Raw genomic sequence first — 24,821 nt, forward strand, 5'->3', positions numbered from 1 at the left:
GCATCCGCTCCTACTTCGGAGCACCTCTCATCGACACGGACACCGGTATCGCGTGGGGGACGGTGTGCGTCATCGACCCCGAACCCCGCCCCCTGGCCCAGGCCCAGCGTCTCCTCGACATCGTCAAGGACACCGGAAACACAGTGATCCACACCCTCAACGTCCGAGCACCCGCGCACTGACCCGTCCCCACCCCGCACCCCGCCTTCATCCTCACCTCCGCCCCACCAGCCGCCCGGCTGCCCGGGCGCACTGCACCCGGCGACCTCGCTCAGGGACAGGGAGACGACATGCCCACCACCCCACCCGCCGCACTGGCCCCCTTCCTGACGGACGCTCACCTGCAGCTGTGGGAGAAGGCCGAGGCGTTCGCCACCGGCGACGTCGCCGCGCGCGTGGAGCGTATGGAGGCCTCCCCGCACACGGTGGAGCGCATGCTGCCCGAGCTCATGGGCAAGCTCGGTTGGTTCGGCATCACCATCCCGCCCGCATACGGCGGTATGGGCGCCGGGCATGTCGCCCGCACGATCCTGGTCCACCGCCTGGCCGTGGTTTCCGCAGCCGCGGCGGCCATCCTGCAAGCCGGCCTGATCCCCGTCGGCGCCCTGTGCCACTGGGGCACCCCCGAACAAGAGACCCAGTGGCTGCCCGGCGCTGCCGACGGGACGGTGTTGCTGTCGATCGCGGTCACCGAACCGGACACCGGCGGGCACATCGGCGGCATCGAGACGATCGCCGTCCCCGCGGGAAACGGCCAGTGGGTGATCAGCGGCGAGAAACTCCACATCGGCAACAGCCACCTCGCTGGCCTGCACGTCGTCGTCGCCCGCACCGCACCGGCCGACACCACCGCCTCAAGGGCACTGACCGCGTTCCTCGTCGAACACGACCGCAAGGGCGTGAGCCTGGCCCCGCACCGGGCCCGCCTGGGCCTGCACGGCTTCAGCGCCAGCCGCCTCATCCTCGACCGAGTCCGCGTGCCCGCCACAGCCATCCTCGGCGAACTCGGCCAAGGTCTGCACGTCGCGCAGAGCAGCAGCATCGTCTACGGGCGCCCCAACCTCACCGCCCTCAGCCTCGGCCTGCACGAAGCCTTCACCGCCACCACCGCACGATGGCTGCAAGCACGCCCACGCTACGGCGCCCGCCTCGCCGACCACCCCGTCGTCCGCGACCGCCTCGGCGCCATGCAGGCCCGCCTGCACCACGCCACCAGCACCGCCTATCACGCTGTGCACCTGCTGGATCAGGGCGTGCCGTGCGACAGCGTGCTGATCAGTGCGAAACACACCGGGCATGAACTCGCCGCCGCCACCGGACGCGACGCCATGGAACTGCACGGCGCCCACGCACTCGACGGCGACTACGCGCTCCAGCGCCTGTTCCGCGATATCCAGCACACCTACGCCCCCGCCGGAACCGGCGAGTTCCAGCGCATCCACCTCGCCAACACCGCCCTGGGCACCCCCACCACCAACTGGTCGCAGCACATGGCAGTCACCCCCAGCCCGGCGGCCAGAGGCCAACCCACCGCCGCATAAACCCCCGCGCGCGGCATCCTCTGTTGTCACTCCCCTGCCGCGCGCGGGCCCTGCACCCCTGGCGTCGATCCCGTTCCCCCACGGCCGGCGCCAGGGGCCCCACACCCTTGTCCCCCGGGAGGTCGGCGATCCGGGGGACAAGGCCCCACGCCCGGGTGCCGGAACTGGGCTTCCCCGAGCAGCACCGGCACCCGGGCTCCACGCTCTAGCGATGCAGGAAGATCCACCTCGAGAGCCTCAAGAGAGAAGGAAGCTGCGCGTGTTCATCGACATCCCGAACGAACTCGAAGCCTCTCTGATCGACTGTTCTCTCTCGCCCTGGGAACTGGACGGTTCGTTCCTGGCGCAGTCCACCATGGCGGAGTATCGGACCGAGCTGACGGCCACCCCGCAGTTCGAGGAGACCACTGCGGCCCTGCGCCACGCGCTGAACGGCGTGGGCGGCGGATACGCCGTGCTGCGCCTGGGAAATCTCGCCAAGGCACTGGGGACTCGCCATGACCGGTTCCTGCGGCTGGTGATGGGCTTCGCCGCCGAGGTGGCCGTCCCCTTCTCACCCTTCCCACGGTGGCCCTTGTGGAAGGACATCGGGGTCAAGGTCGACAAGGACCCGGGCAAGTCCAGCGGCATCGGGTACAACGCGTTCCACATGGACCTGGTGAACGCGACCCTGCCCCCGGACTTCACCACGCTGCTGTGCGTTCGCCGCGACCCACTCGGCGGCGGCCCCAGCATCCTCTCCGACGCCCACGCGGCGGTGGCGCGGCTATCGGAGGACAGCCGCGCCCTGCTGGCCGAGTCGGCCTACCACTACGGGACCTTCTTCGATCTGTTCGGCGTGGGTGAGGAGTACAAGCCGTTTCCGATCCTGGACGGCGCCGAACCGGGCGAGGGGTTCGTTCGGTTCACCGCCAAGATGCTGGAGCGGTCCCAGCTCGGCCAGGCACATGCCGACGCTGCCAGGGAGCTTGCGGAGGAGCTCGTCCGGGGGCAGGTCTGCTTCATGCTCCAGTCCGGGGACTACCTCATCGTGAACCAGCGCCGCTTCCTGCACGGGCGCCAGGCGCTCCACGGCGGTCAGGAGACCGTCCCGGTCGCCGACCGACGGCTGCTCCTGCAGTTGTTCCTGCGTGCGAGGGTCGGCGACGGCTCGGTCGCGTAGTCGGCCGGTGGCACCGGTGACCCACCAGGTCCCGCCTCCGGCTCCAGCCTTCGAGCGCGTGGCACGGCCACCAGGCGGGGCCCGGCCGGGAACCCCCGGAAACGATTGTGCACCTGGCATTCCGGGCCCGTGCACGGAGCTAAATGCGCGCGTTGCTCAGCGACTGCCACACAGCGCCGGCCAGTGCTCGCGTCGCTCGCGGGAGCGAGAGATGCTCGTGCTCGCGGTACAGGGTCCAGTTGTATTGCACGAGCGAGAGCTTGTTGGAGGACAGCGATCCCGCCTGGTGGGCCCTGTACACCGCAAGCGGCTCAGCCAGGCCCCGGGCGTCAGCGCCGTCCCGCATGATCGACAGCCACAGGGCGTAGTCCTGGCGCTTGCGCATCTGAGGCATCAGCCTCGTGCCCAGAACATGGCGGTCGTACATGGCGGTGAGCGCACCGATGTGGTCGCGGACCAGCATCGCGCGGTAGTCCACATGCTCTCGCGCACGGACCACCCGCCCGTTCGGGACCCAGTCGGTGCTCTCGCCGTCGTAGTCGGCGTCCATCTTGAAGTACGAGGTGAACGTCAGCGGCGCATCACCTTCCGCGGCGAAGGCGAGCTGCTTCTCGGTCTTCTCCGGCAGCCACATGTCGTCGCTGTCGAGGAAGGCGATGTAGTCGCCGCGGGCCCGCTCGATCGCGAGGTTGCGGGCCCGGCCCGCACCGCCCCGTTCGGGTGCCGACTCCGGCAGGACCCGCTCGTCCTGCTTCGCGAAGTCGCGCAGCAGGTCCATAGAGCCATCCGAGGACTGGTCGTCGGTGACCAGCAGCTCCAGGTCGCTGTGGGTCTGGGTGAGCACCGATCGGACGGCTGCGCCGAGGGTCGCTGCCGAGTTGTACACGGGCATCACGACAGACACCAGGGGCACAGCACTTCTCCTTGCCAGATCAGGAAACGACGGTCCATTCAAGCACCGCAATCGAGTAGGAGCTGCCATGCAGATAGTCGTCGCTGGTCAGGGCTACGTGGGGCTTCCCTTGGCCGTACGCGCCGCAGAGGTGGGTCACCGAGTCGTCGGCTACGACGTGGATACGGACCGTGTCCAGCAGCTCGCCGCCGGCCAGTCCTACGTGAGGGACGTGGACTCCTCGCGGCTGCGCGCGGTGCTGGAGTCCGGGGCCTACTGTGCGACCGGGGACGCTTCTGCGCTGGCCGGCTTCGACATCGCGGTGATCACTGTGCCGACCCCGCTGCGGGACGGTGTGCCTGATCTGACCTGCATCGAATCCTGCGCCCGGACGCTGGGCGAGCACCTTCGCCCCGGTGCGACGGTGGTTCTGGAGTCCACGACCTATCCCGGCACCACCGAGGAGCTGCTGGTGCCGATCCTGGAAGAGGTGTCGGGCCTCAAGGGTGGGGTGGACTTCCTGGCCGGCTTCAGTCCCGAGCGGATCGGAAACAAGCGCTGGTCGTTCGAGACGCCGAAAATAGTGTCCGGAATCGACGCCACGTCACTCGGTGCCATCAAGAGTTTCTACGACGGCATCTTTCAGACCACGGTGCCGGTGTCCGGGCCGAAGGTCGCCGAGCTGGCCAAGCTGATCGAGAACACCTTCCGGTTCGTCAACATCTCCATGATCAACGAGATGGCGATGCTGGCCACCGCCCTCGGCGTGAACATCTGGGAGGCGATCGACGCCGCCGCCACCAAACCCTTCGGATTCACACGGTTCACCCCGGGGCCAGGAATCGGCGGGCACTGCCTGCCTGTTGACCCGATGTTCCTCTCGTGGAAGGCACAACAGGAGCTTGGCGTCCCATTCCGGTTCGCGGAACTCGCCGCCGACGTGAACCGGCACATGCCCAACTACGTCGTCCGACGCGTCGTGGAGGCACTCGGCAAGCGCGGCATGCCCGTCCGGGGGTCCCTGATTCTGCTGCTCGGCCTGACCTACAAGTACAACGCCACTGACCTCCGCAACTCCCCTTCGGCACGTGTCGCCGAACTTCTCATCGACCTCGGCGCCGAGGTTCGCGGCGCCGAACCCAACCTCCCGGACGGCGACGACACCAAGCTGAACGTGCCCCGGGTCGATGCGAGCCCCGACGAGGTAGCCGGTGCTGATGCAGTGATCCTTCTCATGGACCACCCGCAATTCGACCTCCCGATGATCAAGACATGCGCAACCTATGTACTCGACTGCCGAAATCGCCTTTCCGGAGCGAATGTCGAGACTCTTTAGTCACTCGACATCTCGCCAGCCACGCCTCCACTCATCCATCCCGGGAGTTGCGTTGCGCGACGAATGGGAACACGCCCACACGGACTACACCACGCCCGCGCAGCGCCGAATTCCTACCTCGCTGGCCGAAAGCGAGAGTGACTGGCGCCGCTACCTGGAGTGCTCAACCCCCAACGGCTGGCTGATACGACACAACGCCATGACCGCGGCGCTCGTCAGCGGACAGCCGATGTACCTGCTGCACACCACCAAGGACATCGACGCCATCCGCACCAGCGGGGAGTTGCACGTCTCCACCGGATGCCTGATCGGAGCCCTGTACTGCTCGCCGCTCGCCAGCCAGCGCCAAGGGCTGCGCCCCCACAACCTCGGCACCTACCTCATGCGGACGAAACCCTCCACCACGCCCATGGTCTTCGAGGTCACCCCCGATGCCGCGATCCGGCCCAAGGGTGTCGACTACCTGCATCTCGGTGCCATCCACCTGCGAACCTACCTGCGCTACCAGAGCTTTCTCACGCCGGCCGAGAACGACCAGCTCCACCGTTCCGTTCTGGACGGGTTGCGCGCCGCGGCCGTGTTCCTCGACATCGCCCTGCGCAACGCCGTCGGCCACGCCACACCGGCATCCGAGTTCCTGGACCAGTTGTCCGACGCGGTACTCCACGTGCCGTTCCTCGGCTACCTGTACTTCGAGGTCGTATCGGAATACCTGATGCTCCACTCCGCTACTCCGGAGACCAAGACCTACGCCCAGGCAGGAGAACTGAACAACTGGCTCTACAAACGACTCGCCTTCGCCGCCGTGGACAGCATGGACCAGTTGTTCGACCTGGCCCGCTTCAATCCGCGCCATCACCGGCTCGTCCAGCTCATCGAAGGCATGGAACCGGCATTGGGCCCGGGCGTCGCCGAGTACGTCCGGCGACGGCTGTCCCACCTGTTCGCCCAGACCGCACTGCACCCATCTCAGGACGCGGCATCGGTCACCTTCCAAGGCGCCGATCTCAACACGCTCCGGAAAGCCGCGCCCGGACTGATCGGTCAAATGATCTTCCGGGAGATCCGGTACATGCCCCGCTATCGGCACTTGTACCACTGCTTTGAGAAAGCCAAGGCCCTGGAGGCATGGGACTACTGGAACAACGAGGGCATCCCCACCCCCTTCAACGGAATCCTCCCCAAGGGAGAAATCGGGATCAATCCCGTCTACCCCCGGTCGGCAGTCAGAGCATGGGCGGCAGAACGAGACGCCCAGGGCTACCTCCACCCGACCGAGGAACTCACGGCCATCCTCACACCGCACCTGGCCTCGTGGTGGGCACCACCTCGTCAACGCGAGACACAGAACACCACCGAAGAATCACGACTCGACCTGGTTTCCCATCCAACGGGCAGTTGATGGAGTTCCGCATGGCCACCAAACTCCTGAACATCCTGACCGGCATCAACCGCCCCTGCGAGCCATCGTCCGGGAGCATGATCCTCGTCAACGACCTCTACGGCGCGATGTCTGACATCCACACGACCTTCCTGGGCAGGTCGCCCGTCGATCAGGCGTGGCAGGCTGCGTTCGATCAGCTGATCACCCTCTCCACGACGAAGCGCCCTCACGGCCCGGACTTCGACACCTACGTCGACGAGTTGACGCGCGAGGTCGGTGCGCTCCTTGAGAAGATCAAGCCGAACGCCATCCACGCCCAGTACCTCGGGTTCGCTCTCAGCCTGGCGTTCACCCGAGCCGCCGACAGCATCCCGATCATCGCCATCGCCCACGGCCCCGAGGTGATGGCGGCCCAGCGCAGCGCATCCGAACGACAGGCCATGAACGAAGTCGCTGCCGCAAGCGCCGCGATCGTAGCTCCGACCTGCGTTCTCGCCGACCGCATCGACCACCTCACGGGCCGCCGCTTCACCGATCGCCTCACCGTCATCCCATGGGGTATCCCCCTGAGCGACACTCGGACACGCGAACAACAGCCTTCGCTAACCGGACCGCTCCAGTTGGTGCATACCGGCCGGCTGGACGACAACAAATCCACGATCACCGCAATCGAAGCCCTCGCTCTAACTGATCAGCCGCACCACTTGACCGTGATCGGAAAAGGAACCCTACGGGAGCCGCTGGAACAGCGGGCTATCAAACTCGGACTCCAGGACCGCGTCCGATTTGAACCCTTCCTGCCCCGCGCAGAAGTATGGCGCCGCCTGCCAGACTTTGACACCTACGTCTTCACAACCACAGGCCTCGAGGCCTTCGGTCTCGTCCTCATCGAGGCCCAAGCCCACGGCCTCATGGTCATCTACTCCGATCTCCTCGGCGTGAGAGAAACCCTCGGAGGCGCCGGCATCCCCTACACCCCAGGCAACCCGCGCTCACTGGCCGTGGCCCTAGACGAGACAGCCCAAAACCCCCACCGGCGCAAGACCCTCAACAAGACGGCCCTCGATAACACCCGCCAATACGACATCGCCACCACCGCCCGCCAACTTCACGAACTGACGCTTCGGATAACCTCCAAGCCCGCAGCTTCGAGACCCAGCCCGTGAGACGGGAGCGTCCCATCCCTCTGGGCATGTGTCGGCGCCCTCGGGCGACCTCAGGGTTCGATGAAAGTAAGTGTCTGAGCGTCGAGGTCCAGCTCTAGGCAGCCGCCGCCATGCTTGCGTAGCTTCCGCCAGGCGGCGTAGCCGGTCATGATCGCTTTCTCCCAGTCGGCGGCGCGCAGCACACTGACTTCGAGGTGGGCGGTCATGTGGTCGATGGTGATGAGCAGTTCATGGTCGACGTGGTGGACGTTTTCGAAGTAGTGGTGACGGCTGGCGTAGGAGAAGACCAGGGCGCTGATGCCCTCCTCAATGGCGATAGCGCGCCCTCCGTCTTCAGCTTCGTCGACGCCGGGACGGCTGCGGCGTTTGCAGCCAAGCAGGAAGCGGCTGACGGGTGACCAGCCCAGGACGGCGGCGTGGGCGAGGTGGAAGGCGTCATGGAAGCGGTAGTCGTCCTCGATGTGGCTGGCGCTGGTGAGGGGGTCGCCGGCTGGGGTGCCGTCTTCGCGGGTGAGGGCGATGACGGTGCGGCCGGCGGGCCTTGGGGTGGGGGTGAAGGTGACGGTGGTGTGGCGGGGCAGCTGTTCGTGGGGTGGGTAGTCGGCGTCGAAGCGGGGGCGTTGGTCGTCGGGGGTGGCGCGCCAGCGGTCTTTGGTCTTTTCCAAGCTAGCGGCGGCGATGTCCTCGAGGTCGAGGCCGAGGAGGTGGGCGAGGGTGGCGGTGTACCAGAGGACGTCGCCGAGTTCCTCGCGCAGCTGCTGTTTGGACGAGCCGGCGTCGGCGCCGTCGCGCAAGCGTTTTTTGTAGGCGGTGGCCACCGAGCCGGTCTCCCCGACGAGTCCGAACAGGGGTATCAGAACCGGGTCGGCTCCTTCGGCGGCGGGCTGCAGCGTCTTGAGGGCTGCTTGCTGATAGCGAGCCAGGTGCACGCACACTCCCATGAAGGATCTTCCAACAAGTCTGTCGGATTTCCCGACACCGCTCTACAGTAGGTCAGGCCGGGCTGCCTGTCCCGGAGTTGAGCGAAAGGGCCAGAAGCAGAGCATGCCGTCGCACAGCGTCCAGGAGATCGTGGACATCGTGATCGATTTCCTGGCTGAGCAACAGGACAGGCCACGCAACGACGTGTACGAGGAACTGGCCGCCCGCGGACAGGACTTACCAGTCGACTCGGTGCTGATCATGGAGATACTGGCGCGCATTGAGCAGCACTTCGAGGTCTCCGTCCCGGCCGACGCCGAGGCCGGACGCTCATTGCGTTCGGTGTGGGCGTTCGCCGAGACCGTATACGACACCATGCAGGCGAAGGAGCACGAGCAATGAGCGGCAAGGCGCCGTCCCACATCGATACCGACACCGACCAGCGGGCCCGGCTGGGCCAGCGACTGAAGGCCACCCGCGAGTACCTGGGACTGTCCCAGCAACAGGTCGCCGAGCGCACCGGCATCGTCCGATCGGCGGTCAGCGACATCGAACGCGGTGTGCGCAAGGTGGAGGTGATGGAGCTGCAGAAGTTCGCCCGCCTGTACCGGCTGCCGGCGTCCTACTTCCTCGACGAGGAGGAGGCAGCCGACGCCGGGGAACACGCACTAGCCGGGCTACCGCGGACCGCACGGCCGCTGAGCGAAGGCGACCGCATCGAGGTGGCGAAGTTCATCCAGTACCTGCAGGCCCGCCAACAAGCAGAGGAAGAGGAGGCGGGCGGCTCGCGCCCGCCTCAGGGGGCGGAGGGCGGTGCGTGAGCTGGAACAGTGCCCACGGCGCCGCGATGATCGCGGTCGCACAGGCCCACGAGGCGCTCGCCGCCGCAGTCGACGACTACGTCGACGTGTTCGGCGCGCTGCGCCGAACAGGCGTGGAGGTCATGGGTCAGAAGCTGGGCGGCCTGCTGGGGCTGTACATCGACGGCAGCCAGGGCATTCCGGGATGCCTGGTCAACACAGGCCTGGAGGAGGTGAGCATGCGGCACACGGCCGCTCACGAACTGGGCCACCACCGCATGGGCCACGGCACAAGCATCGATCACCAGGAGCAGTCGTCCGGCCGGTGGGGTGAGGGATGGCCGCAGCATGAGCGGGAGGCCGAGGCCTTCGCCTCCTGGTTCCTGATGCCCCGCCCCGCTGCCCGCGCCGCCCTGGCCCGCTGCGGCCTTGCGCGCCCCGAGTCCCCGCTGGACGTTTACCGGATGGCCCGCTGGCTGGGCACCCCCTACGCCACCACCGTGCGCCACCTGGTGCGGCTGAAGATGATCGACCGAGCCACCGAGGCCGTGTGGCTGAAGCACTCCCCCGGCGTCCTCAAAGCGGAACTCGCCGGTGGCCTGCCGCTCGGACCGCAGGCGCACATCCACGTACTCAAGCCCGCCGCGCACGCCGCCACCCTGCACGTGACCGCCGGCGACTGCCTGCTACTCACCGTCCCCGGGGCGCGCTACGACCACCTGCCCGCAGGCTTGACCAGCACACCGCCGGACACGGCCGACCAGCTCTCCTTCCTGAGCTCGGTACCCGCACCGGAACAGGGCCGCGCGGCGTGGGTGACGCAGGAACTGGTCGCGGGCAGCACCGTGACGGCCACCACCGACAGCGCGGAAGTGTTCCGCGTGATCTTGCGGCGCACTCCCGGCCGTGAAGGGGCCGACCGCTTCTGGGCCTGACGGCCCGCACCACCGCACGGCACCCACCGACCCTCCAATCAGGAGCGAGCCGATGCACACGTTCACCGTCGACGCCCCGGACCTCTCCCGTGGATGGCTGGAAGCCTGCACTCGCCTGTCCGAGATACCGGGCAAGAAGGCCTTCCACACCGTGGTGCGCATCGCCAATCCCCTACGGGAAGACCCGCATCTGCGCGCCGAACTGGACCGGCTGCGCTCCGCACGCACCAAGACGCCGCTCTACCCCATCGACACGGTCGTCAACACCCTCTTCCCCGCCCAACTCGCCGCCACCTGCACCACCCACGACGAGCTCACCAACCGCTACCGCACGTTCTATCCGAGGCTGAGCAAGATCAGGCGCAACGCCCACGGCACCTACTTCGGACGGCTCGTCGCCTACCCGGGCACGACCGAGAAGCCAGAACCGGTCGACCAACTCGCCCGCGTTATCCAGCGCCTGGACAAGCTGCGCACCTCAGCGAAATGGAGCGCCGTCTACGAGGCCGGCACCGCCCATGTCACGGACGACGACGAGGCATGGGAAGAGGAACCGCCGCAGACCGCAGCGGGCACCGAGGCCGTCATCAGGGCTGCCGCCCTAGACACGCAGACGCTGGACTTCCCCTGCCTGAGCCACTGCTCCTTCCAGCTCGACAGCACCACCGACACCGTGCACCTGGCCGCCTACTACCGCAGCCACTACATGTTCGACCGCGCCTACGGCAACTATCTCGCCCTGGGACACCTGTGCGCCTGGGTCGCCCGCCACGCCCAACTCACCCCGGGAACCCTGACCGTCATGGCTGGATGCGCCCGCCTCGACTGCACCAAGTCCGAACTCGGCGCCCTCCAGCACTCCCTCACCACACCGCTCTTCGGCCTTGGCACATGATCCTCGCCTGCAAGACATCTGCGTGCAGAATTGACGTGCGGTGAATCGGACGAGGCCCGCAGCGGCGAGAGCCCGACCCTAGGTGTTCAGGCCCCACTTGGGCGGGAACCAGGCCCGCAGCGGCGCCGCGTCCTGCCGATAGGTCTGTTTGATGCGGCTGCGGCCGCTGATGCCGGCGATGTCTGGGTGGGCCACCCGCGCGTACTTGTCGACCTCGCAGAACAGGTTCTGGCAGTCGATCAGCTGCAGCGGTCGCCGCTTCAACCCCTCGAAGGGCAGCTGCAGACGGGCGAAGTGCTCCTGCTGGGTGTCAGCCATGTAGCGGATGACATCGGCCTCGATGCCGTCGGCGGCAGGACCGAAGCACTTGCGAATGCCGTCACGCGCACCAGGGCCGGGCACGACGAAGTCCATCTCCGAAAACCCCAGCTGCGGCGCGTAGTTGAGATCGACGGTGAACTGGTACGCAAGGAACGGGCCGAGCGCCGGGTATCCGAGGAGCACCTCGTATGCCTCACGCATCGCAGCTGCCCCCTGCACGCGATCCGGCGCGCCGGTGGTCATCATCATCTCCAGCAGCCGCAGGTGGTTGCGGTGCTTGCGCTCCTCACCCAGCTGCGGCGGAGGCACGATGTAGGCAGCCGAATACAACCGCTCTCCCCGGGCAAACGCCGCTGACAGCACCCGGTCGTAGACCCGGTAGTCGTACGTCTCCCAGCGCACCTCCCCCACCTCGCGGAGAAGCAGCTGCCAGGTGGACTCCTTATTGAAAATCTTGAACAGCAGCGTGCGGAAGAACACGTCCTCCCACTCCTGCGGGCCCTGGTAGATCACGTCGCCGATCACAGCCTGGCTGACCCGGTCAGCCGCGCGGTAACAGTTGGTGAACCGGTGCCTGGCCAGGATCGGATCATCGGTCCACGGCTGGGCTCGCCGGGCCAGACGAGCCTCATACACAGCTTGCCGGGCCGAGGCGAAACGCCAATAGGTGTCGAAGACCGGCGTCGGCTGCAGTTCCCGGTCTCCCACCCGCACCGTTCCCGGCGCAGAACCGGGTCGCGCGGGAACCTGACGGTCTTGCAGCAGCGTCACCATGCACGCAATATATATTCGATATATGCCGACTGTCACCGAGGAGGAGACATGGAGCTGCTGTGCCATCAGCCGCGCCGCACGACCTCGGTGCTCTGGCCCGAGGACATCGACCGCAGACTGAACATCCTGGTCCGCGCGGCTGCAGCAGCCGGTGAACGCACCTCCCGCGCCGAACTGTTGGCCGCGCTGGTATCAGCCGTCGACGTCGAGCCCGAGCAGGTGGCCGCTCTGCTCCACCACTACCGCCGCCTGCCAGCCGACACACTCGCCAGCGACGAAACCCGAAACGATCTACCGGCCGTGCGCACGCCAGGCCCCCGCCGCGTCGCCTCGCCATAACGATCCACGGCCCTCACAGGTCACATCACGGAGCGGCCCGACGCTGTCCGGCATCCAGCCAACGAGCCGCTGGCCCCACGCCGCAGCTCGACCCACAGGCGAGCCCATCCGCCGGCGACACTCGAACACAGGCGTGCCCCAGCCGCCACCGCCATACCCTGCCCCTAGAAAGCAAGCGGCTTGTCCATGCGCCGTGCATACCAACGATCACTGAACCTGAACCTTGCGCAGCGCAGCTGACACGACCTGATCACCCCCCAGCTAACTGACACAGCCGCAGATCAGATCCCCGCCCAGCCCAGCACGCACAAGCACCGCGGCTAATGACGCTCCGCGATCACCCGACCGCAGACGCGCCGCAAACTGATCAACGCAGGCCAGCCCACCACCCACTGATCAGAAAGACCGCTTCTTGACAGCGGACCTCGATGCCCTCGGCATGCGCTGGTAGAAAGTGAGACCGCGGGCGACAGTTGGGCATCCTCATGTCCTTCAGCGACCAGCCCCGGACGGCCAGAGTCAGCGGAACCACCGCCAGTTGTCGATCTGGAGGGCCGGACCACTATCGGTCCGGACATGTTTTCGATGGCATCTCCGTCGTCTCTTTTCCCGTTGGCTGGTTCATGGATCCCTTGTCGGCCACATCGACCCCGATCTACGACGCCCTGTACGCGCAGTGGCGAGCCGACGGCCTGGCCGTGCCCGGTGGACGGGGCCCGGAAGACTACTTGCCCGTCCCCGACTTCGGGTACCGGTCGCCCGTGCAGTACCTTCCGCATCCGCTGGAGCCGGACCACTATGACATCGTGCCCCGGCAACTGCCCTGGTCTGGTGGCCGCAGTCCGGTTCCACCGGCTGCGTTTTCCGTCGCCACCCGACAGTTCTAAGCCCCGAGGCCGATGTCGGCTGCGGCGGCAACGCGGTGCGGGCGTCTGACCGGCGGCCGCGACGGGGACGCCCTCGGCTGGTTCAGCGGCATCGGCCGGCACAACCGGTACACCCTCGACCTCGACCAGCCCCTGCCGCATCCCGCGGAAGCCCACCTCACCCTGCGCGGTCTCGTCGACCTCGCCGCCGACCACGAGACCGCCACAGCGACTCAGCCGTTGAAGCGCTTCCGCGTCTGCGGCCGTGTCGAATACCCGCAGGACCTGATCTGCTCCGGTCAGCTCAAGGACCCCCCGCACCGGCTCGGGCACACGCGCCAGCACCAGCATCGCCCCGATTGCATCCGCCTGCCGCGGCGCTCCGAGCAGCACGTCCAGCCCCGCCGAGTCGCAGAACGACACCCCGGCCAGGTCCAGCACGGGGACACCCCGACCATGACCTCGGCCACCGCAGGTCAGCGTGCTGGCGACCTCGCCGGCCGCCCATGCGCCCGGCCTTCCTCGGCGGACCCTCCGGGAGGGCGCCTTCGGCGCGGGCTTGGCCGGCGCGCAAGCATGTCGAACTCGTTGACGGCGAGGAGATCAAACTCAGGTCGTTCCTCGACAACACCCGGCGCCGTGCGGCAGCCGGCGCGCAAGCACGTCGAGCTCGTTGACGGCGAGGAGATCAAACTCGGGTCGTTCCTGGACAACATCCGCCGCCGTGCGGCCAAGCTGCCAGCCGAGCGGCGCGCGGATCTCGATGTCCTCGGCATGCGCTGGTAGAAGGTGCGACCGCCAGTGGGGCGTCAGTCGCGGGCGACGGTCCCCCTCTCGCGCGGACGTGGCTTTACGGGCCATCTGGCGGATGGTGTGCAAGGACATGGCTCTGCTGGTGGAAGGGGTCGGCCATGTTCTTACCGCCCCCGTCGCTGCCCGAACCGAGGCGCGGCGTGCCGGTCAGCGATCCGTCGCTGCCTGCGGGGTGGGCGGCGCAGCCCAAGTTGTGGACAGGGTTTGCGGCTGTTCGTTGTCCGCACTGCCGGACTGGATGTTCTTGCCGAGTTGCGCGGCGCGGATCGCGAGGCCGGAGTCGATGGCGGCGGCGAACTTCTCGTTCTGCACCATGATCAGCAACTCGGCCTTCGTGGACGCGTACAGGTAGAGAGTGCCGATCGCGACGTCGGCCCGGTGGGCGATCTGCTGTGTCGTGACCCCGCTGACGCCGTGTTCGGCGAACAGTTCGCGGGCCGCGGTCATGATGCGCTCACGCTTGGCCTGTTTGGCCCGCTCGCGGCGCCCGATCGGCATGTGGCCGCGTCCCATGGGACCTCCCTTGACAATAATTCTGAGTTGACTCATAATTGAGTCCAGTCGGGTTAATGAGTGAGGCGAGGCCCGATGGCACGCCGAATTGGCCGATCTGGCCTCATGCCCGGATAAGCAGGACGAAGAAGGAGTAGTGCCCCATGCGAGCGTTCGTCGTCACCAAGTACAAGGAGCCGCTGCAGGAGGCGGACGTCCCCGAGCCCATCGTCGGGGAGCACGACGTGCTCGTCCGGGTGGAGGCCGCCGGGCTGAATCAGCTGGATGAGAAGATCCGCGCCGGTGAGTTGAAGCAGGTCCTGCCCTACAAGCTGCCGCTGATCCTGGGCAACGATGTCGCGGGCACTGTCATCAGCGTCGGGACGGCGGTGCGCGGCTTCAAGCCCGGAGACGAGGTCTACGGTCGGCCCGACCAGGACCGCATCGGCACGTTCGCCGAGCGCATCGCCGTAGCGGAGGGCGACCTGGCGCTCAAGCCCGCTTCGATCAGCATGAATGAGGCCGGCTCGCTGCCGCTGGTGGCGCTCACGGCGTGGCAGGCGCTGGTGGAGCGCGGGAACGTGCGGCCCGGGCAGAAGGTTCTCATCCATGCCGGGGCCGGTGGGGTCGGTTCGATCGCGATCCAGCTCGCCGCGCACCTCGGGGCGCACGTCGCCACGACCGCCAGCGGGTCCAACGCGGACTTCGTGCGCGCGCTCGGCGCGGACACGGTGATCGATTACCGCAGCCAGGACTTCGAGCAGCTCCTGACCGGCTACGACCTGGTGCTGGACAGCCTTGGTGGGGAGACTCTCGAGAAGTCCCTGCGGGTGCTCAAGCCCGGCGGCAAAGCCATCGAGATCGCTGGTCCCCCGGAGCCCACTTTCGCGCGTGAGGCCGGCCTCAACCCGTTGCTGCGCCTGGGGGTCGCCGTCCTGAGCCGCAAGATCCGCAAGCAGGCGAAGAAGCTCGGCGTGACGTATGAGTTCATGCTCATGCGCGCCAGCGGCGATCAGCTCCGCCAGATCACCACCCTCATCGACCAGGGCGTGGTGCGTCCGGTCGTGGGAAAGGTGGTCGGCTTCGACCAGACCCCGCAGGCGCTGCAGTCCCTGTCCCAGGGCGGCATCCGCGGCAAGGCCGTCATCGCCAGCAGCTGACCCGACGCAACCGCGACGGGCGACACAGAACGCACAAGGACACCACCCATGTCTGCCGCCTCCCAGTCAGTCGGACGGCGCGAGCGGAAAAAGCAGGAAAAACTCGACCGCATCGTCGCCGCCGCCAGCGAACTGTTCGCCGAACACGGCATCGACGAGGTCACGACCCAGCAGATCGCCGACAAGGCCGACATCGGCACCGGGACCCTGTTCCTTTACGCCAAGACCAAGGGCGAACTCCTCCTCCTTGTCCAGAACGCCAAGTACGCCGAAGCACTTGAGCAGGGCCGGGCGGACGCCGAGACCGTCCCAGGCGTGCTGGACGCGGTGCTGGCGATCGTCCGGCCGATCGTCGAGTGCAACCGCAACCAGACCGACAACGGACGCACCTACCTGCGAGAGATCATCTTCGGCGCCCCCGAGGAGCCCCGGCACGGCGAAGCACTCGCCATCGTCGCGCAGACCGAGGAGGCCGTCGCCACCGTGCTGCGCCGAGACGATCGGGTCACGGAGGGCGACGCCGCGACGCTGGCACACATCATGTCCGCCGTGATGGTCCTCAGCATGGCGGCAGGCGTGAACATCGCCTTGAGCGTCGAGGAGATCGTGCAGGACATCCGCAGGCAGGTCGACGTCCTGCTGCCTCGCTGAAGCGCGGCCCCGCCCTCAGGCCCAGGTGACCACCCGGGTAGTCCTCGGCTGCGGCACGGCCCGAATCCCCACATGGCAGGTCATCCGGCCGCCGTCGCCGGAGCGCGTGGACCAGAAGACACCACGAACTTTCTCATAACGAGACAAACCCCTCACCGACAGAACATCCCTCCCGCTCAGGCGGGAGACCGAACGAACGGAGACAACAATGAAGGCCTTCATGGTCGAGAAGTACGGCGACCCGACCACGGTGCGCGCCGGGGATGCACCCGAGCCCCAGGTGGGCGCCGAGGATGTCCTGGTCAGGATCGACGCGGCGAGTGTCAACCCGCTGGACTACAAGATCCGCAAGGGTGAGTTGAAGGCGATCGTGCCGTACCGTCTCCCGCTCGTCCTGGGCAACGACTTCGCCGGGACCGTCGTCCGTACGGGATCGTCCGTCACCGGGTTCGCGGTGGGCGACGAGGTCTACGCGCGGCCCGACAAGGACCGCATCGGCACCTTCGCCGAACGCATCGCCGTCCACCAGAACGACCTGGCCCTCAAGCCCGCCACGCTCACCACGAACGAGGCCGCCTCCCTCCCCCTGGTCGCGCTGACCGCCTGGCAGGCCCTGGTCGAGCGGGCGAACGTCCAGCCGGGCCAGAAGGTCCTCATCCACGCGGGCGCCGGCGGCCTGGGCTCCATCGCCATCCAGCTGGCCAAGGCACTGGGCGCGCACGTGGCCGCCACCGCGAGCACCGCCAAGGTCGGCCTCGTCAAGGAACTCGGCGCGGACGAGGTCATCGACTACCGCACGCAGGACTTCTCCGAAATCCTCCACGGCTACGACGTCGTCCTGGACTCCCTCGGCGGCGAAACCCTCACCAAGTCCCTGCGCGTCCTCAAGCCCGGCGGCCTGGCCATCTCCGTCGCGGGCCCGCCCGACCCGGCCACCGCCGTCGAACTCGGCTCGAACGCGGTCCTGCGCCTGGGCGTCGCCGTGCTCAGCGCGAAGGTCCGGCGCCAGGCCAAGCGCCTCGGCGTCACCTACTCCTTCCTCTTCATGAAGGCCAGCGGCGACCAGCTGCGCGAACTCACCGCCCTCATCGACGCCGGGAAGATCCGCCCCGTCGTCGACCAGGTCTTCCCCTTCGACGAGACCCTCCAAGCCATGGAGTACGTCGAAAAGGGCCGCGCAAAAGCCGGCAAGGTCGTCGTCTCCATGACGTGAACCCAGGGCAACGACCCTGCCGGACGCCGAGAACGCCGCCCGCCACAACGAGAAGAACCCGCCCCACGCTCCTTCCTCCCACACCAGGACCCGATCACGAACGCACCGTCCGGCTCCCCCACGCCCACCCCGTCGTCGCACAAGAACGCGCCGACCCGCGCCGCGTCCGTGCACGGCGTGGGCGTCGCCTACCGGCAGCACGGTCCGGACGACAACTTGCCTACGAAGAGTGCGGATCACGTCAGGAACGAGCCCGCCATGCGCCTCACCTGGAACGGATCGCCGATCGCGGCGGGCCGTCGGCTCAGGTGATCCTCTCCCCCACACTCGTGCCGCGCCGGACCACGGCACGACCGCCGGAGTAGCCGCTCGGCGCCGAGTCGGCAGGGGACGTTCAACCCTTCGATAGAACGCGAATTCAACCTTGCCGTGTGCGAGGACAGGGCCTCCCGGCAGCTCGATTCGGAGATAAACCGAGAACCTGGAAGGCCCTGTCACCCTGTTCCGGGCTACCTGATCCGGATTTCGGCGAGCTGGAGCCGGTAGCGGGTGGACTCGTCCGTAGCCGGACTGCCCAGCCTGGTGGCGCGCAGACGCAGGTAGCGGCCGGTGGCGGAGGTGAGCGTATAGGTCTGGGCGGCTCCGCCGGGGTTGGACTGGCCGGTTACGGTGCGGACGGTGGTGTAGGAGGCGGTGCCTTCGGCGCGGGTCTGGAGGGTGAAGTCGACGGGGAAGCCCGCGGCGCCACCGCCCGCTGCGGCGGTATCGGTACGCGGGTCGAGGGTTACGGAGCCGATCGCCCGGTCGGCGCCGAGGTCGACCTCGATCCACACGGGTGTGTCGCTGACGTCGGCGGAGGCGAAGTCGATGCTGGTGAAGCCCTTGGCGCCGGTGACGCTGGTGGTGGTGCCGTCCAGGATCCGAGTCTTGCCCCAGTCGCTGTTCTCGAGGGTGTAGTTGCTGGTGACGGTGGTAGCGGCGGTGGGGACGGTCAGTTCGGCCAGTTGCAGGCGGTACTTGGTGGTCTCGTCCGCGGCGGGGGTGCCGAGCTTGGTCGCTTCGAGGCGCACATAGCGGGCGGTGGTTGTCCTGAATCCGTACGTCTGCACCAGCCCGTTGGGATTCGGCTGGGCGGTGACGGTGCGGACGGTGGTGTACGTGCTGGAACCGTCGGACCGGGTCTTGAGGGTGAAGTCGGCGGGGAAGCCCGCGGTGCCACCGCCCACCGCGGGGGTGTCCGTGCGGTGGAAGAGGCGTACAGCGTCGAGGTCGGTGTCGGCGCCGAGGTCGATCTCCACCCACACGGGGTTCGCGCTGATGTCGGCGGAGGCGAACTCGTTGCTGGTGTATCCCCTGGCGCCGCTCACGCTGGTGAGCGTGCCGTCGGTGAGCCGGTTCCTGCCCCAGTTGCTGTTCTCCAGGCTGTTGTTGCTGGTGACCGGCCGGCCCAGGGCGAGGTTGTCGAGACGGCCCGCGCCGGTGACGCTGAACGTCCATGTGCCCGGCTGGACGGCGAAGTACACGTACGAGGAGTCCTTGCTCTCGTACGCCAGGCCGTCGGCGCTGCCGGTGGAGGAGCCGCCGGTGAAGACGGTGGTGCCGTTCGCCTTGACGACGGGCTGGGAGCCACCGTAGGTGGGCACGCCGACGCGGGCCGTCGTCCCGCTCGGCGAGGTGAGCGTCAGGGTCACCTGGGTGTCGTCGCGCACGATGTCGAAGCGGATGTCACCCTTGACGGTGGGCACCACGGTGTTGATCTTCGTGAGGGTGCCCGTCTGCGGGATGACCTCGTACTTCGTCCAGCCGGGCTGGGTGGGGCGGACACCGGCGGCGTAGGCGGACAGCGCGTACAGCGGGCCGCCGTTCCAGGCGTGGTTGTCGGTGCCGTCGGCCTTGGTCCACAGCTCCCACAGGGTATGGCACGCGGGGTCGGCGACCTGGGCGGCGAAGCGGTTGCGCATCCGCTCCTCGGCGACGGTGGCCGCGCCCATCAGGTACAGCGCCTCCAGGACGTAGAACTCCATGTACGGGCTGGCGTTGAGGTGGGTGCGCAGCACCTCGGTGACCGCTCGGAAGCGGGATGCGGGGGCCAGTCCGGCGACCACCGCGAGGGCGTTGCCGCGGTCGTCGGTGTCGCCGTTGTAGCCGGGTGAGCGGTATTCGTTCCTGGACGCGTTCCACAACACACGGTCGAAGTTGGCCTTGATGCTGTCGCGCCGGGTCTGCCAGCCTGCCACGTCACCGGCGTTGCCGCTGAGGTCTGCGAGCTTGGCGGCGGTGTCCAAAGCCAGGTAGTACCAGGAGTTGTCCAGGAGGCGGGCGTCGATGTTGGAGCCCCAGTCCTCCCAGTCCCAGTCGCCTCTGCGGTGGTTGACCAGGCCGTCGCCGTCCAGACTCCACAGGTTCAGGTACCTCTTCACCGCCGGGTAGGCGACGGTAACGGCGCTCGCGTCACCCGTGTAGAGGTAGTACGTCCAGAACGACCACACCGAGGCGAGCATCTGCACGGGCAGTTCGGCGGTCCAGATGGTCGTGGGGACCGGTGAGTACAGCGCCCCGCTGTCCTTCTGCCAGGCGGCGAGCTGGGCGATGGCCTTCTTGCCGAGGGCGTGGGAGCGGGTGTCGAAGGTATAGAAGCCTTCCTTGAGCTGGTTGACCACATCACCCCACCACTGGGCCCGTTCGCGGGTGGGGCAGTCCATGTAGTTGTCGCGCATGTTGACGTACATGGTGCGGGCGGCCTTGGTCCACAAGGTGTCCAGGAAGGCGTCGCCGCTGTCGAAGGAGCCGACGAAGTCGGTGTCGTAGCCGGACTCGCGATACTTCAGGTCCAGGATGCTCACGCCCGCCGGGATCGTGTAGCGCACGGCCGTACCGCTCATCCAGGCCAAGGGCTCGAACTCTTGCACCCCGCCGGTGCAGACGTAGGTGGCGCGCACGTTGTACTGCGTCCCCGGCTCGATCCCGGTCAGGCCCGCGCCGTCGTCGTAGTGATCGGTCTGGATGCCGATCACCGCACCCGCCGGAGCGTCCACTTTCAAAAACGGCGTCACCTGGATGTTGGACGGCAGCGCAGCCCAGATCGCGGTGGAGCCCTGCCCGGTGGACGGCAGCGAGGCGGCGTTGGCGTAGGACTTCAGACCGGAGTACCGGAACAGCGGGACCGGCCGCTCGACCAGGTTGTTCCACGGCGCGGAGCCTGCGGCACCGAGTTCGGCCGGCGCCGTCCAGCCCCTGTCGTTGAAGCCGGGGGACCGCCAGCCCGACATGACGTTGGCGTTGCGGGCGTCGTAGTAGATGTTCGACTCGGGCAGCCGGAAGTTCACCTGCGTACCGCTGGTGTTGTGCGAGTAGCCTGGGTGGACGGTGTGCTTCCAGCTGGTGTCGCTGACCAGGTGGGTGGTGGTGGAACCGGTCGTGATGTCGGACTGGAACAGCAGTCCGCCCTTGCCGCTGCTGTTGTGGGAGAAGCCCTGCTTGCCGAAGTGCCAGACCAGCAGCGCGACCGTGTTGCTGCCGCTGGACAGGTAGGGGGCGAGGTCGATCTCGTCGAAGTAGGTGTCCATACGGTTCGGGCCGCGTTTGAGCCCGCCCTCGAACACCACGAGCCTGCCGTTCACCCACAGCCAGTACTTGGAGTCGGCCGCGATCTGTGTCACGGCCCTGGACGGTGCGGACGCGAGGGTGAACGATCTACGGAAGGCCACCCATTGGTTCGTGGAGCTGGAAGGCGCCCAGATCCACTTCGCGGTCCATGAGACCGCGGCGGACGCCGTCGGCGCAAGGCCGGGAAGAGCCAGGGAACCCAGAGCTGGCGCGAGGGCCACGGCTATGGCGGAGCGCAGGGCAGACCGGCGGGAGACGTGCTGCATCGAGGGGACCTTCCCAGGAGTGCTGTGGAGGAGTAGGCGGGTCGACCCGCCTCGCACGGGGTGTCGAGTCACCTGGGGGACATGGGCGAGCGGCGACGGGGAAGCAATCTGGCTGAATCGATTCAAAACAGTTCCTGCAGGCGCGATCTTGAGCCCTCGACGAGCCCGTGTCAATAATCCGCACACGAGAATGAGCAACGTTACCCATCGGGCTTGTCTCGGCCCCTGCAGCAGTACGTTGCAGGCAGCTCAGACCTCCAGTTCGCGGCGCGAGATGACGTCGCGCTACCCCTCGAACGAGGCCTTAGGCGTGCGGTCGAGTGTCGGGGTCGATGTGGACGATGCAGAAACGCCTGCTGAAGCCCGCGGACCATTCGTAGTCGTCCAGGAGCGACCACAGGTAGTAGCCGCGCACGTCGGCGCCTTCATCAATGGTGCGTGCGATTCACTCCAGAAAGCCGCGGACATAGCGGATGCGCTCCTGATCGTTGAAGGGGTCGGCACCGTCGGCGTCGACCGTGCCGTTCTCGGTGATGAACACCGGGTGTGAGCCGCCGCGTAGCACTGGAGTTGGCACTGTCGGGCGCTTCAGAGCGGCTGTGCGACGGAGCCGGTGTCCTGGGTGGCGGCCCAGGAGGCGAGCAGGCGCAAGCGCTCCTCGGAGGGGGAACCGGGTTCGGCGATGTAGACCGTGAGGGTGTGGCCGGGCTCGGCCGCCAGGCTCAGGTATTCCCAGGCGAGGGTGAGGTCACCGACAACCGGGTGGCGGAAGCGTTTGGTGCCGGTGCCGTGGCGGGTGACGTTGTGCGCGCCCCAGCGGGTGCGGAAGGCGTCGCTGCGGGTGGACAGTTCACCCACCAGGTCGTGGAGGCCTTTGTCGTGGGGGTTCCGGCCGGCCTCGGTGCGCAGCACGTCGACGGTCATATCAGCGGCAAGGTCCCAGTCCGGGTAGAAGACGCGGGCTGTGGGGTCGAGGAACTGGTAGTGGGCAATGTTCGGCGGCCTGGTGCCGCCGTCGAAGAGGTCGCTGTAGAAGGCGCGAGCCAGTTGGTTGGCGGCGAGCACGTCCAGGCGACCATTGGTGACGAAGGCGGGCCCGGCGGTGACGGCGCCCAGAGTCCACTGAAGGCTCTCGTGCAGCATCCGCTGCCCGCTGCCACGCGTGCGGGGACGCGGAAGGGTGCCGGGGCCCTCTTGGGCTCGGGCCAGATGGAGCAGGTGGGCGCGTTCGGCTTCGTCCAGCTGAAGGGCGTGGGCGACGGCTTCGAGGACGGCGGGTGAGACACCGGCGAGACTGCCACGCTCCATTTTGGCGTAGTACTCGACACTGACATCGGCCAGCGCGGCGACCTCGCTGCGCCGCAGGCCGGTAACGCGGCGCCGGGTGCCGGCGGGCAGTCCTGCCTGCTCGGGAGTGATCCTCGCTCGTCGCGAGGTGAGGAACTCGCGGACTTCGTCATGGTTATTCATACAGCGACCGTACGACCGAGTCCTGAGGATTGGGATGTACTGCCAGTACACCCATCAGCAGTAACTCGCTACCCGCTCGGAATAAGGTTCTCATGGGTGACGTGGCGCTCTCCACTTCACCGACGCCGGCGGGGTGGGAGCTGCCCGACCCTGCAATGGCCCGAGAAAGGCAGCGCAATGGCTGACAGCTACACCTTCGAGCTGGACGAGAATGTCGACCGTACCCCCGTACGGTTCAAGAACCGCTACGGCATCGAGATCGCAGCCGATCTCTACGTGCCGAAGAACGCCACGGGCAAGCTCGCCACCCTGGCCGTCAGCGGGCCGTTCGGCGCGGTCAAGGAACAGTCGTCGGGACTTTATGCCAACGAATACGCCCGCCGTGGGTATGTCGCCCTCGCATTCGACCCCTCCTTCACGGGAGAAAGCGGCGGTGACGTCCGCGACGTCGCCTCGCCCGACATCTACACCGAGGACTTCAGCGCCGCCGTCGACTTCCTCGGGTTGCAGGACATCGTCGACCGTGAGCGGATCGGGCTGCAGGCCATCTGCGGTCTGAGCGGCATGGCTCTTACGGCCACAGCCGCCGACAGCCGTATCAAGGCGGTCGCCACGTCCTCGATGTACGACATGTCGCGCAGCATGTCCCGCGGCTACAAGGACAGCTACACGCCCGAACAGCGTCAGAAGGTCGTGGACTACCTCAGCCGGCAGCGCTGGATCGACGCCGAGAACGGCACCTTCGCGCGGGGCTCCCACGAAGTGCCCTTCGACGCGGACGGCAACCCGGCCCCGGCCGACCGCGTGCTTCCCGAAACCCTCCCCGAGGGCGCGGACCCGATCACGTCGAGCTTCTTCGACTACTACCGGACCGAGCGCGGCTACCACCCGCGATCGATCAACTCCAACACCGTGTGGACCGCGACCACGCCCATGGCGTTCTTCGCGTTCCCGACGGTGTCGAACCTCGACATGCTCGCTCCCCGACCCGCCCTCCTGGTGGCCGGTGCCGATGCGCACTCGCGCTACTACTCCGAGGACGTCCAGGCGTTGGCACCCGACAACGTCGAACTCGTGATCGTTCCGGACGCGGACCACGTCGATCTGTACGACCGCAAGGACCGCATTCCGTTCGACAAGCTCGACGAGTTCTTCACCAAGAACCTCGCCTGACCGGGGCCGGGGCGAGTCGGTGATGGCCGCCGCGACTTCGAGCCCGCACACGCCCTGAGCCGATTCTTGGTGCGTCACCGCGGTGCGAGAGGCCGTCGAACGGCGGCCGGCCGGCGAGCGGGACGACACCGGCACACGGAGACCGAGCCTCCGTTCCAGCGTCGGCCCGCTCGCTGACATGGTCCGCGAGCGGGCCGACGTCCTGTGCCGCGGGACACCTCCCCCGGCCGGGACTACGACGCGTCGTCGGCCGCGTCCTTGCCCGGCAGCGGACGTGGACTGCCGGACCGGTTCGGGAGCGCCGATGCGTGTTGATGTGGTGCCACACGAACGGGAAGAGGCGAACGACATCCTCGTCACGGAAGTCCGCCCGTGCGGGGCTGAGCGAGGGCCGCGTCCGAGTAGCAGGGGTGGAACAGCACGAGAGCGTGAGGACTGAGCCGAGTGTCGTCTTCACGCGGGCCCGCGGTTCCGTCGTGATCAGCGCCTTAAAAGATGCAGGCGTCGTCGACCGCCCGCGGGGGCGAGTGCACCGCGACGGGCTCGCAGCGTCTCCAATCGGCGCTGGTCGCCGTGGCGCACAGCAAGGGCGCCTCCCGAGCATGCGTAGCGGGCCGCCCCCGCCAGGCGCCGCGACGGTGTCCC

23 protein-coding genes and 1 pseudogene are annotated in these 24,821 nt (G+C 67.5%); 16 read left to right on the top strand and 8 right to left on the bottom strand.

Going from position 1 to position 24,821, the window contains the following annotated elements:
• The 3 genes and pseudogenes from ACH41F_RS40520 to ACH41F_RS40530 form a co-directional block, all read left to right on the top strand.
• Positions 1-182 (top strand): annotated as a pseudogene (locus ACH41F_RS40520) (GAF domain-containing protein); the annotation flags it as partial.
• A 108-nt stretch (positions 183-290) separates the two neighbouring features.
• Positions 291-1,541: an acyl-CoA dehydrogenase family protein gene (locus ACH41F_RS40525; RefSeq protein WP_398839737.1), complete on the top strand. Its 1,251-nt coding sequence runs from the start codon at positions 291-293 to the stop codon at positions 1,539-1,541.
• 259 nt (positions 1,542-1,800) lie between these two features.
• Positions 1,801-2,703, top strand: a complete 903-nt coding sequence (locus tag ACH41F_RS40530; protein ID WP_398839738.1) for a TauD/TfdA family dioxygenase — start codon at positions 1,801-1,803, stop codon at positions 2,701-2,703.
• Positions 2,704-2,842: 139 nt separating this feature from the next.
• On the opposite strand, the gene ACH41F_RS40535 is transcribed toward ACH41F_RS40530, so the two are convergent.
• Entirely contained in the window at positions 2,843-3,616 is a 774-nt protein-coding gene (locus ACH41F_RS40535; protein WP_398839739.1) for a glycosyltransferase family 2 protein, read from the bottom strand.
• A 67-nt stretch (positions 3,617-3,683) separates the two neighbouring features.
• On the opposite strand from ACH41F_RS40535, the gene ACH41F_RS40540 reads away from it, so the two are divergent.
• The 3 genes from ACH41F_RS40540 to ACH41F_RS40550 are packed head-to-tail and all read left to right on the top strand — an operon-like array spanning position 3,684 to position 7,481.
• Positions 3,684-4,931 carry a nucleotide sugar dehydrogenase gene (locus tag ACH41F_RS40540; protein WP_398839740.1) on the top strand — a complete coding sequence of 416 codons (1,248 nt, stop codon included), beginning with the start codon at positions 3,684-3,686 and terminating at the stop codon, positions 4,929-4,931.
• A 52-nt stretch (positions 4,932-4,983) separates the two neighbouring features.
• Positions 4,984-6,333 (top strand): hypothetical protein, encoded by a 1,350-nt coding sequence (locus tag ACH41F_RS40545; RefSeq protein ID WP_398839741.1) that lies wholly within the window; start codon positions 4,984-4,986, stop codon positions 6,331-6,333.
• Positions 6,334-6,344: 11 nt separating this feature from the next.
• On the top strand, positions 6,345-7,481 hold the full coding sequence (locus ACH41F_RS40550) for a glycosyltransferase family 4 protein (protein ID WP_398839742.1): 1,137 nt from the start codon (positions 6,345-6,347) through the stop codon (positions 7,479-7,481).
• A gap of 50 nt (positions 7,482-7,531) precedes the next feature.
• Here ACH41F_RS40550 and ACH41F_RS40555 read toward each other — a convergent pair whose 3' ends face one another.
• Positions 7,532-8,410 carry a nucleoside triphosphate pyrophosphohydrolase family protein gene (locus ACH41F_RS40555; RefSeq protein WP_398839743.1) on the bottom strand — a complete coding sequence of 293 codons (879 nt, stop codon included), beginning with the start codon at positions 8,408-8,410 and terminating at the stop codon, positions 7,532-7,534.
• A 142-nt stretch (positions 8,411-8,552) separates the two neighbouring features.
• On the opposite strand from ACH41F_RS40555, the gene ACH41F_RS40560 reads away from it, so the two are divergent.
• Genes ACH41F_RS40560 through ACH41F_RS40575 form a run of 4 tightly spaced genes read left to right on the top strand, consistent with a single transcriptional unit; the run spans position 8,553 to position 11,032 of the window.
• On the top strand, positions 8,553-8,804 hold the full coding sequence (locus ACH41F_RS40560) for a phosphopantetheine-binding protein (RefSeq protein WP_398839744.1): 252 nt from the start codon (positions 8,553-8,555) through the stop codon (positions 8,802-8,804).
• Entirely contained in the window at positions 8,801-9,223 is a 423-nt protein-coding gene (locus ACH41F_RS40565) for a helix-turn-helix domain-containing protein (protein ID WP_398839745.1), read from the top strand. Before ACH41F_RS40560 ends, ACH41F_RS40565 begins: the two co-directional genes overlap by 4 nt.
• Positions 9,220-10,137, top strand: coding sequence for an ImmA/IrrE family metallo-endopeptidase (locus ACH41F_RS40570; protein WP_398839746.1), 918 nt, complete (start codon positions 9,220-9,222; stop codon positions 10,135-10,137). Before ACH41F_RS40565 ends, ACH41F_RS40570 begins: the two co-directional genes overlap by 4 nt.
• 52 nt (positions 10,138-10,189) lie before the next feature.
• Complete coding sequence (locus ACH41F_RS40575) at positions 10,190-11,032, top strand: hypothetical protein (protein ID WP_398839747.1); 843 nt, start codon at positions 10,190-10,192, stop codon at positions 11,030-11,032.
• A 78-nt stretch (positions 11,033-11,110) separates the two neighbouring features.
• On the opposite strand, the gene ACH41F_RS40580 is transcribed toward ACH41F_RS40575, so the two are convergent.
• Positions 11,111-12,127, bottom strand: a complete 1,017-nt coding sequence (locus ACH41F_RS40580; RefSeq protein WP_398839748.1) for a nucleotide kinase domain-containing protein — start codon at positions 12,125-12,127, stop codon at positions 11,111-11,113.
• A gap of 48 nt (positions 12,128-12,175) precedes the next feature.
• On the opposite strand from ACH41F_RS40580, the gene ACH41F_RS40585 reads away from it, so the two are divergent.
• Positions 12,176-12,466, top strand: coding sequence for a hypothetical protein (locus tag ACH41F_RS40585; protein ID WP_398839749.1), 291 nt, complete (start codon positions 12,176-12,178; stop codon positions 12,464-12,466).
• Between the two features lie 320 nt (positions 12,467-12,786).
• On the opposite strand, the gene ACH41F_RS40590 is transcribed toward ACH41F_RS40585, so the two are convergent.
• Positions 12,787-13,773, bottom strand: coding sequence for an STAS domain-containing protein (locus tag ACH41F_RS40590; RefSeq protein WP_398839750.1), 987 nt, complete (start codon positions 13,771-13,773; stop codon positions 12,787-12,789).
• Between the two features lie 198 nt (positions 13,774-13,971).
• Between ACH41F_RS40590 and ACH41F_RS40595 the strand changes: the two genes are divergently transcribed.
• A complete protein-coding gene (locus tag ACH41F_RS40595; protein WP_398839751.1) occupies positions 13,972-14,118 on the top strand; it encodes a hypothetical protein in 147 nt (48 codons plus the stop codon).
• Positions 14,119-14,292: 174 nt separating this feature from the next.
• Here ACH41F_RS40595 and ACH41F_RS40600 read toward each other — a convergent pair whose 3' ends face one another.
• Positions 14,293-14,658 carry a TetR/AcrR family transcriptional regulator gene (locus tag ACH41F_RS40600; RefSeq protein ID WP_398839752.1) on the bottom strand — a complete coding sequence of 122 codons (366 nt, stop codon included), beginning with the start codon at positions 14,656-14,658 and terminating at the stop codon, positions 14,293-14,295.
• Between the two features lie 143 nt (positions 14,659-14,801).
• Between ACH41F_RS40600 and ACH41F_RS40605 the strand changes: the two genes are divergently transcribed.
• The 3 genes from ACH41F_RS40605 to ACH41F_RS40615 all read left to right on the top strand — a co-directional run bounded on the left by ACH41F_RS40605 (position 14,802) and on the right by ACH41F_RS40615 (position 17,661).
• Positions 14,802-15,797, top strand: a complete 996-nt coding sequence (locus ACH41F_RS40605; RefSeq protein WP_398839753.1) for an NADP-dependent oxidoreductase — start codon at positions 14,802-14,804, stop codon at positions 15,795-15,797.
• A gap of 48 nt (positions 15,798-15,845) precedes the next feature.
• Positions 15,846-16,448: a TetR/AcrR family transcriptional regulator gene (locus ACH41F_RS40610; RefSeq protein ID WP_398839754.1), complete on the top strand. Its 603-nt coding sequence runs from the start codon at positions 15,846-15,848 to the stop codon at positions 16,446-16,448.
• Between the two features lie 208 nt (positions 16,449-16,656).
• A complete protein-coding gene (locus tag ACH41F_RS40615; protein ID WP_398839755.1) occupies positions 16,657-17,661 on the top strand; it encodes an NADP-dependent oxidoreductase in 1,005 nt (334 codons plus the stop codon).
• 509 nt (positions 17,662-18,170) lie between these two features.
• On the opposite strand, the gene ACH41F_RS40620 is transcribed toward ACH41F_RS40615, so the two are convergent.
• The 3 genes from ACH41F_RS40620 to ACH41F_RS40630 form a co-directional block, all read right to left on the bottom strand.
• Positions 18,171-21,320 (bottom strand): discoidin domain-containing protein, encoded by a 3,150-nt coding sequence (locus tag ACH41F_RS40620; RefSeq protein ID WP_398839756.1) that lies wholly within the window; start codon positions 21,318-21,320, stop codon positions 18,171-18,173.
• Positions 21,321-21,837: 517 nt separating this feature from the next.
• Positions 21,838-21,948: a family 1 glycosylhydrolase gene (locus ACH41F_RS40625; RefSeq protein ID WP_398839757.1), complete on the bottom strand. Its 111-nt coding sequence runs from the start codon at positions 21,946-21,948 to the stop codon at positions 21,838-21,840.
• A 173-nt stretch (positions 21,949-22,121) separates the two neighbouring features.
• Positions 22,122-23,003: a helix-turn-helix transcriptional regulator gene (locus tag ACH41F_RS40630; protein ID WP_398839758.1), complete on the bottom strand. Its 882-nt coding sequence runs from the start codon at positions 23,001-23,003 to the stop codon at positions 22,122-22,124.
• Positions 23,004-23,180: 177 nt separating this feature from the next.
• Between ACH41F_RS40630 and ACH41F_RS40635 the strand changes: the two genes are divergently transcribed.
• Positions 23,181-24,176 (top strand): alpha/beta hydrolase, encoded by a 996-nt coding sequence (locus ACH41F_RS40635; protein ID WP_398839759.1) that lies wholly within the window; start codon positions 23,181-23,183, stop codon positions 24,174-24,176.
• Positions 24,177-24,821 lie beyond the last annotated feature (645 nt).

The sequence above is a fragment of the Streptomyces sp. NPDC020489 genome, assembly GCF_044386545.1.
In the GTDB taxonomy this organism is placed as follows: domain Bacteria; phylum Actinomycetota; class Actinomycetes; order Streptomycetales; family Streptomycetaceae; genus Streptomyces.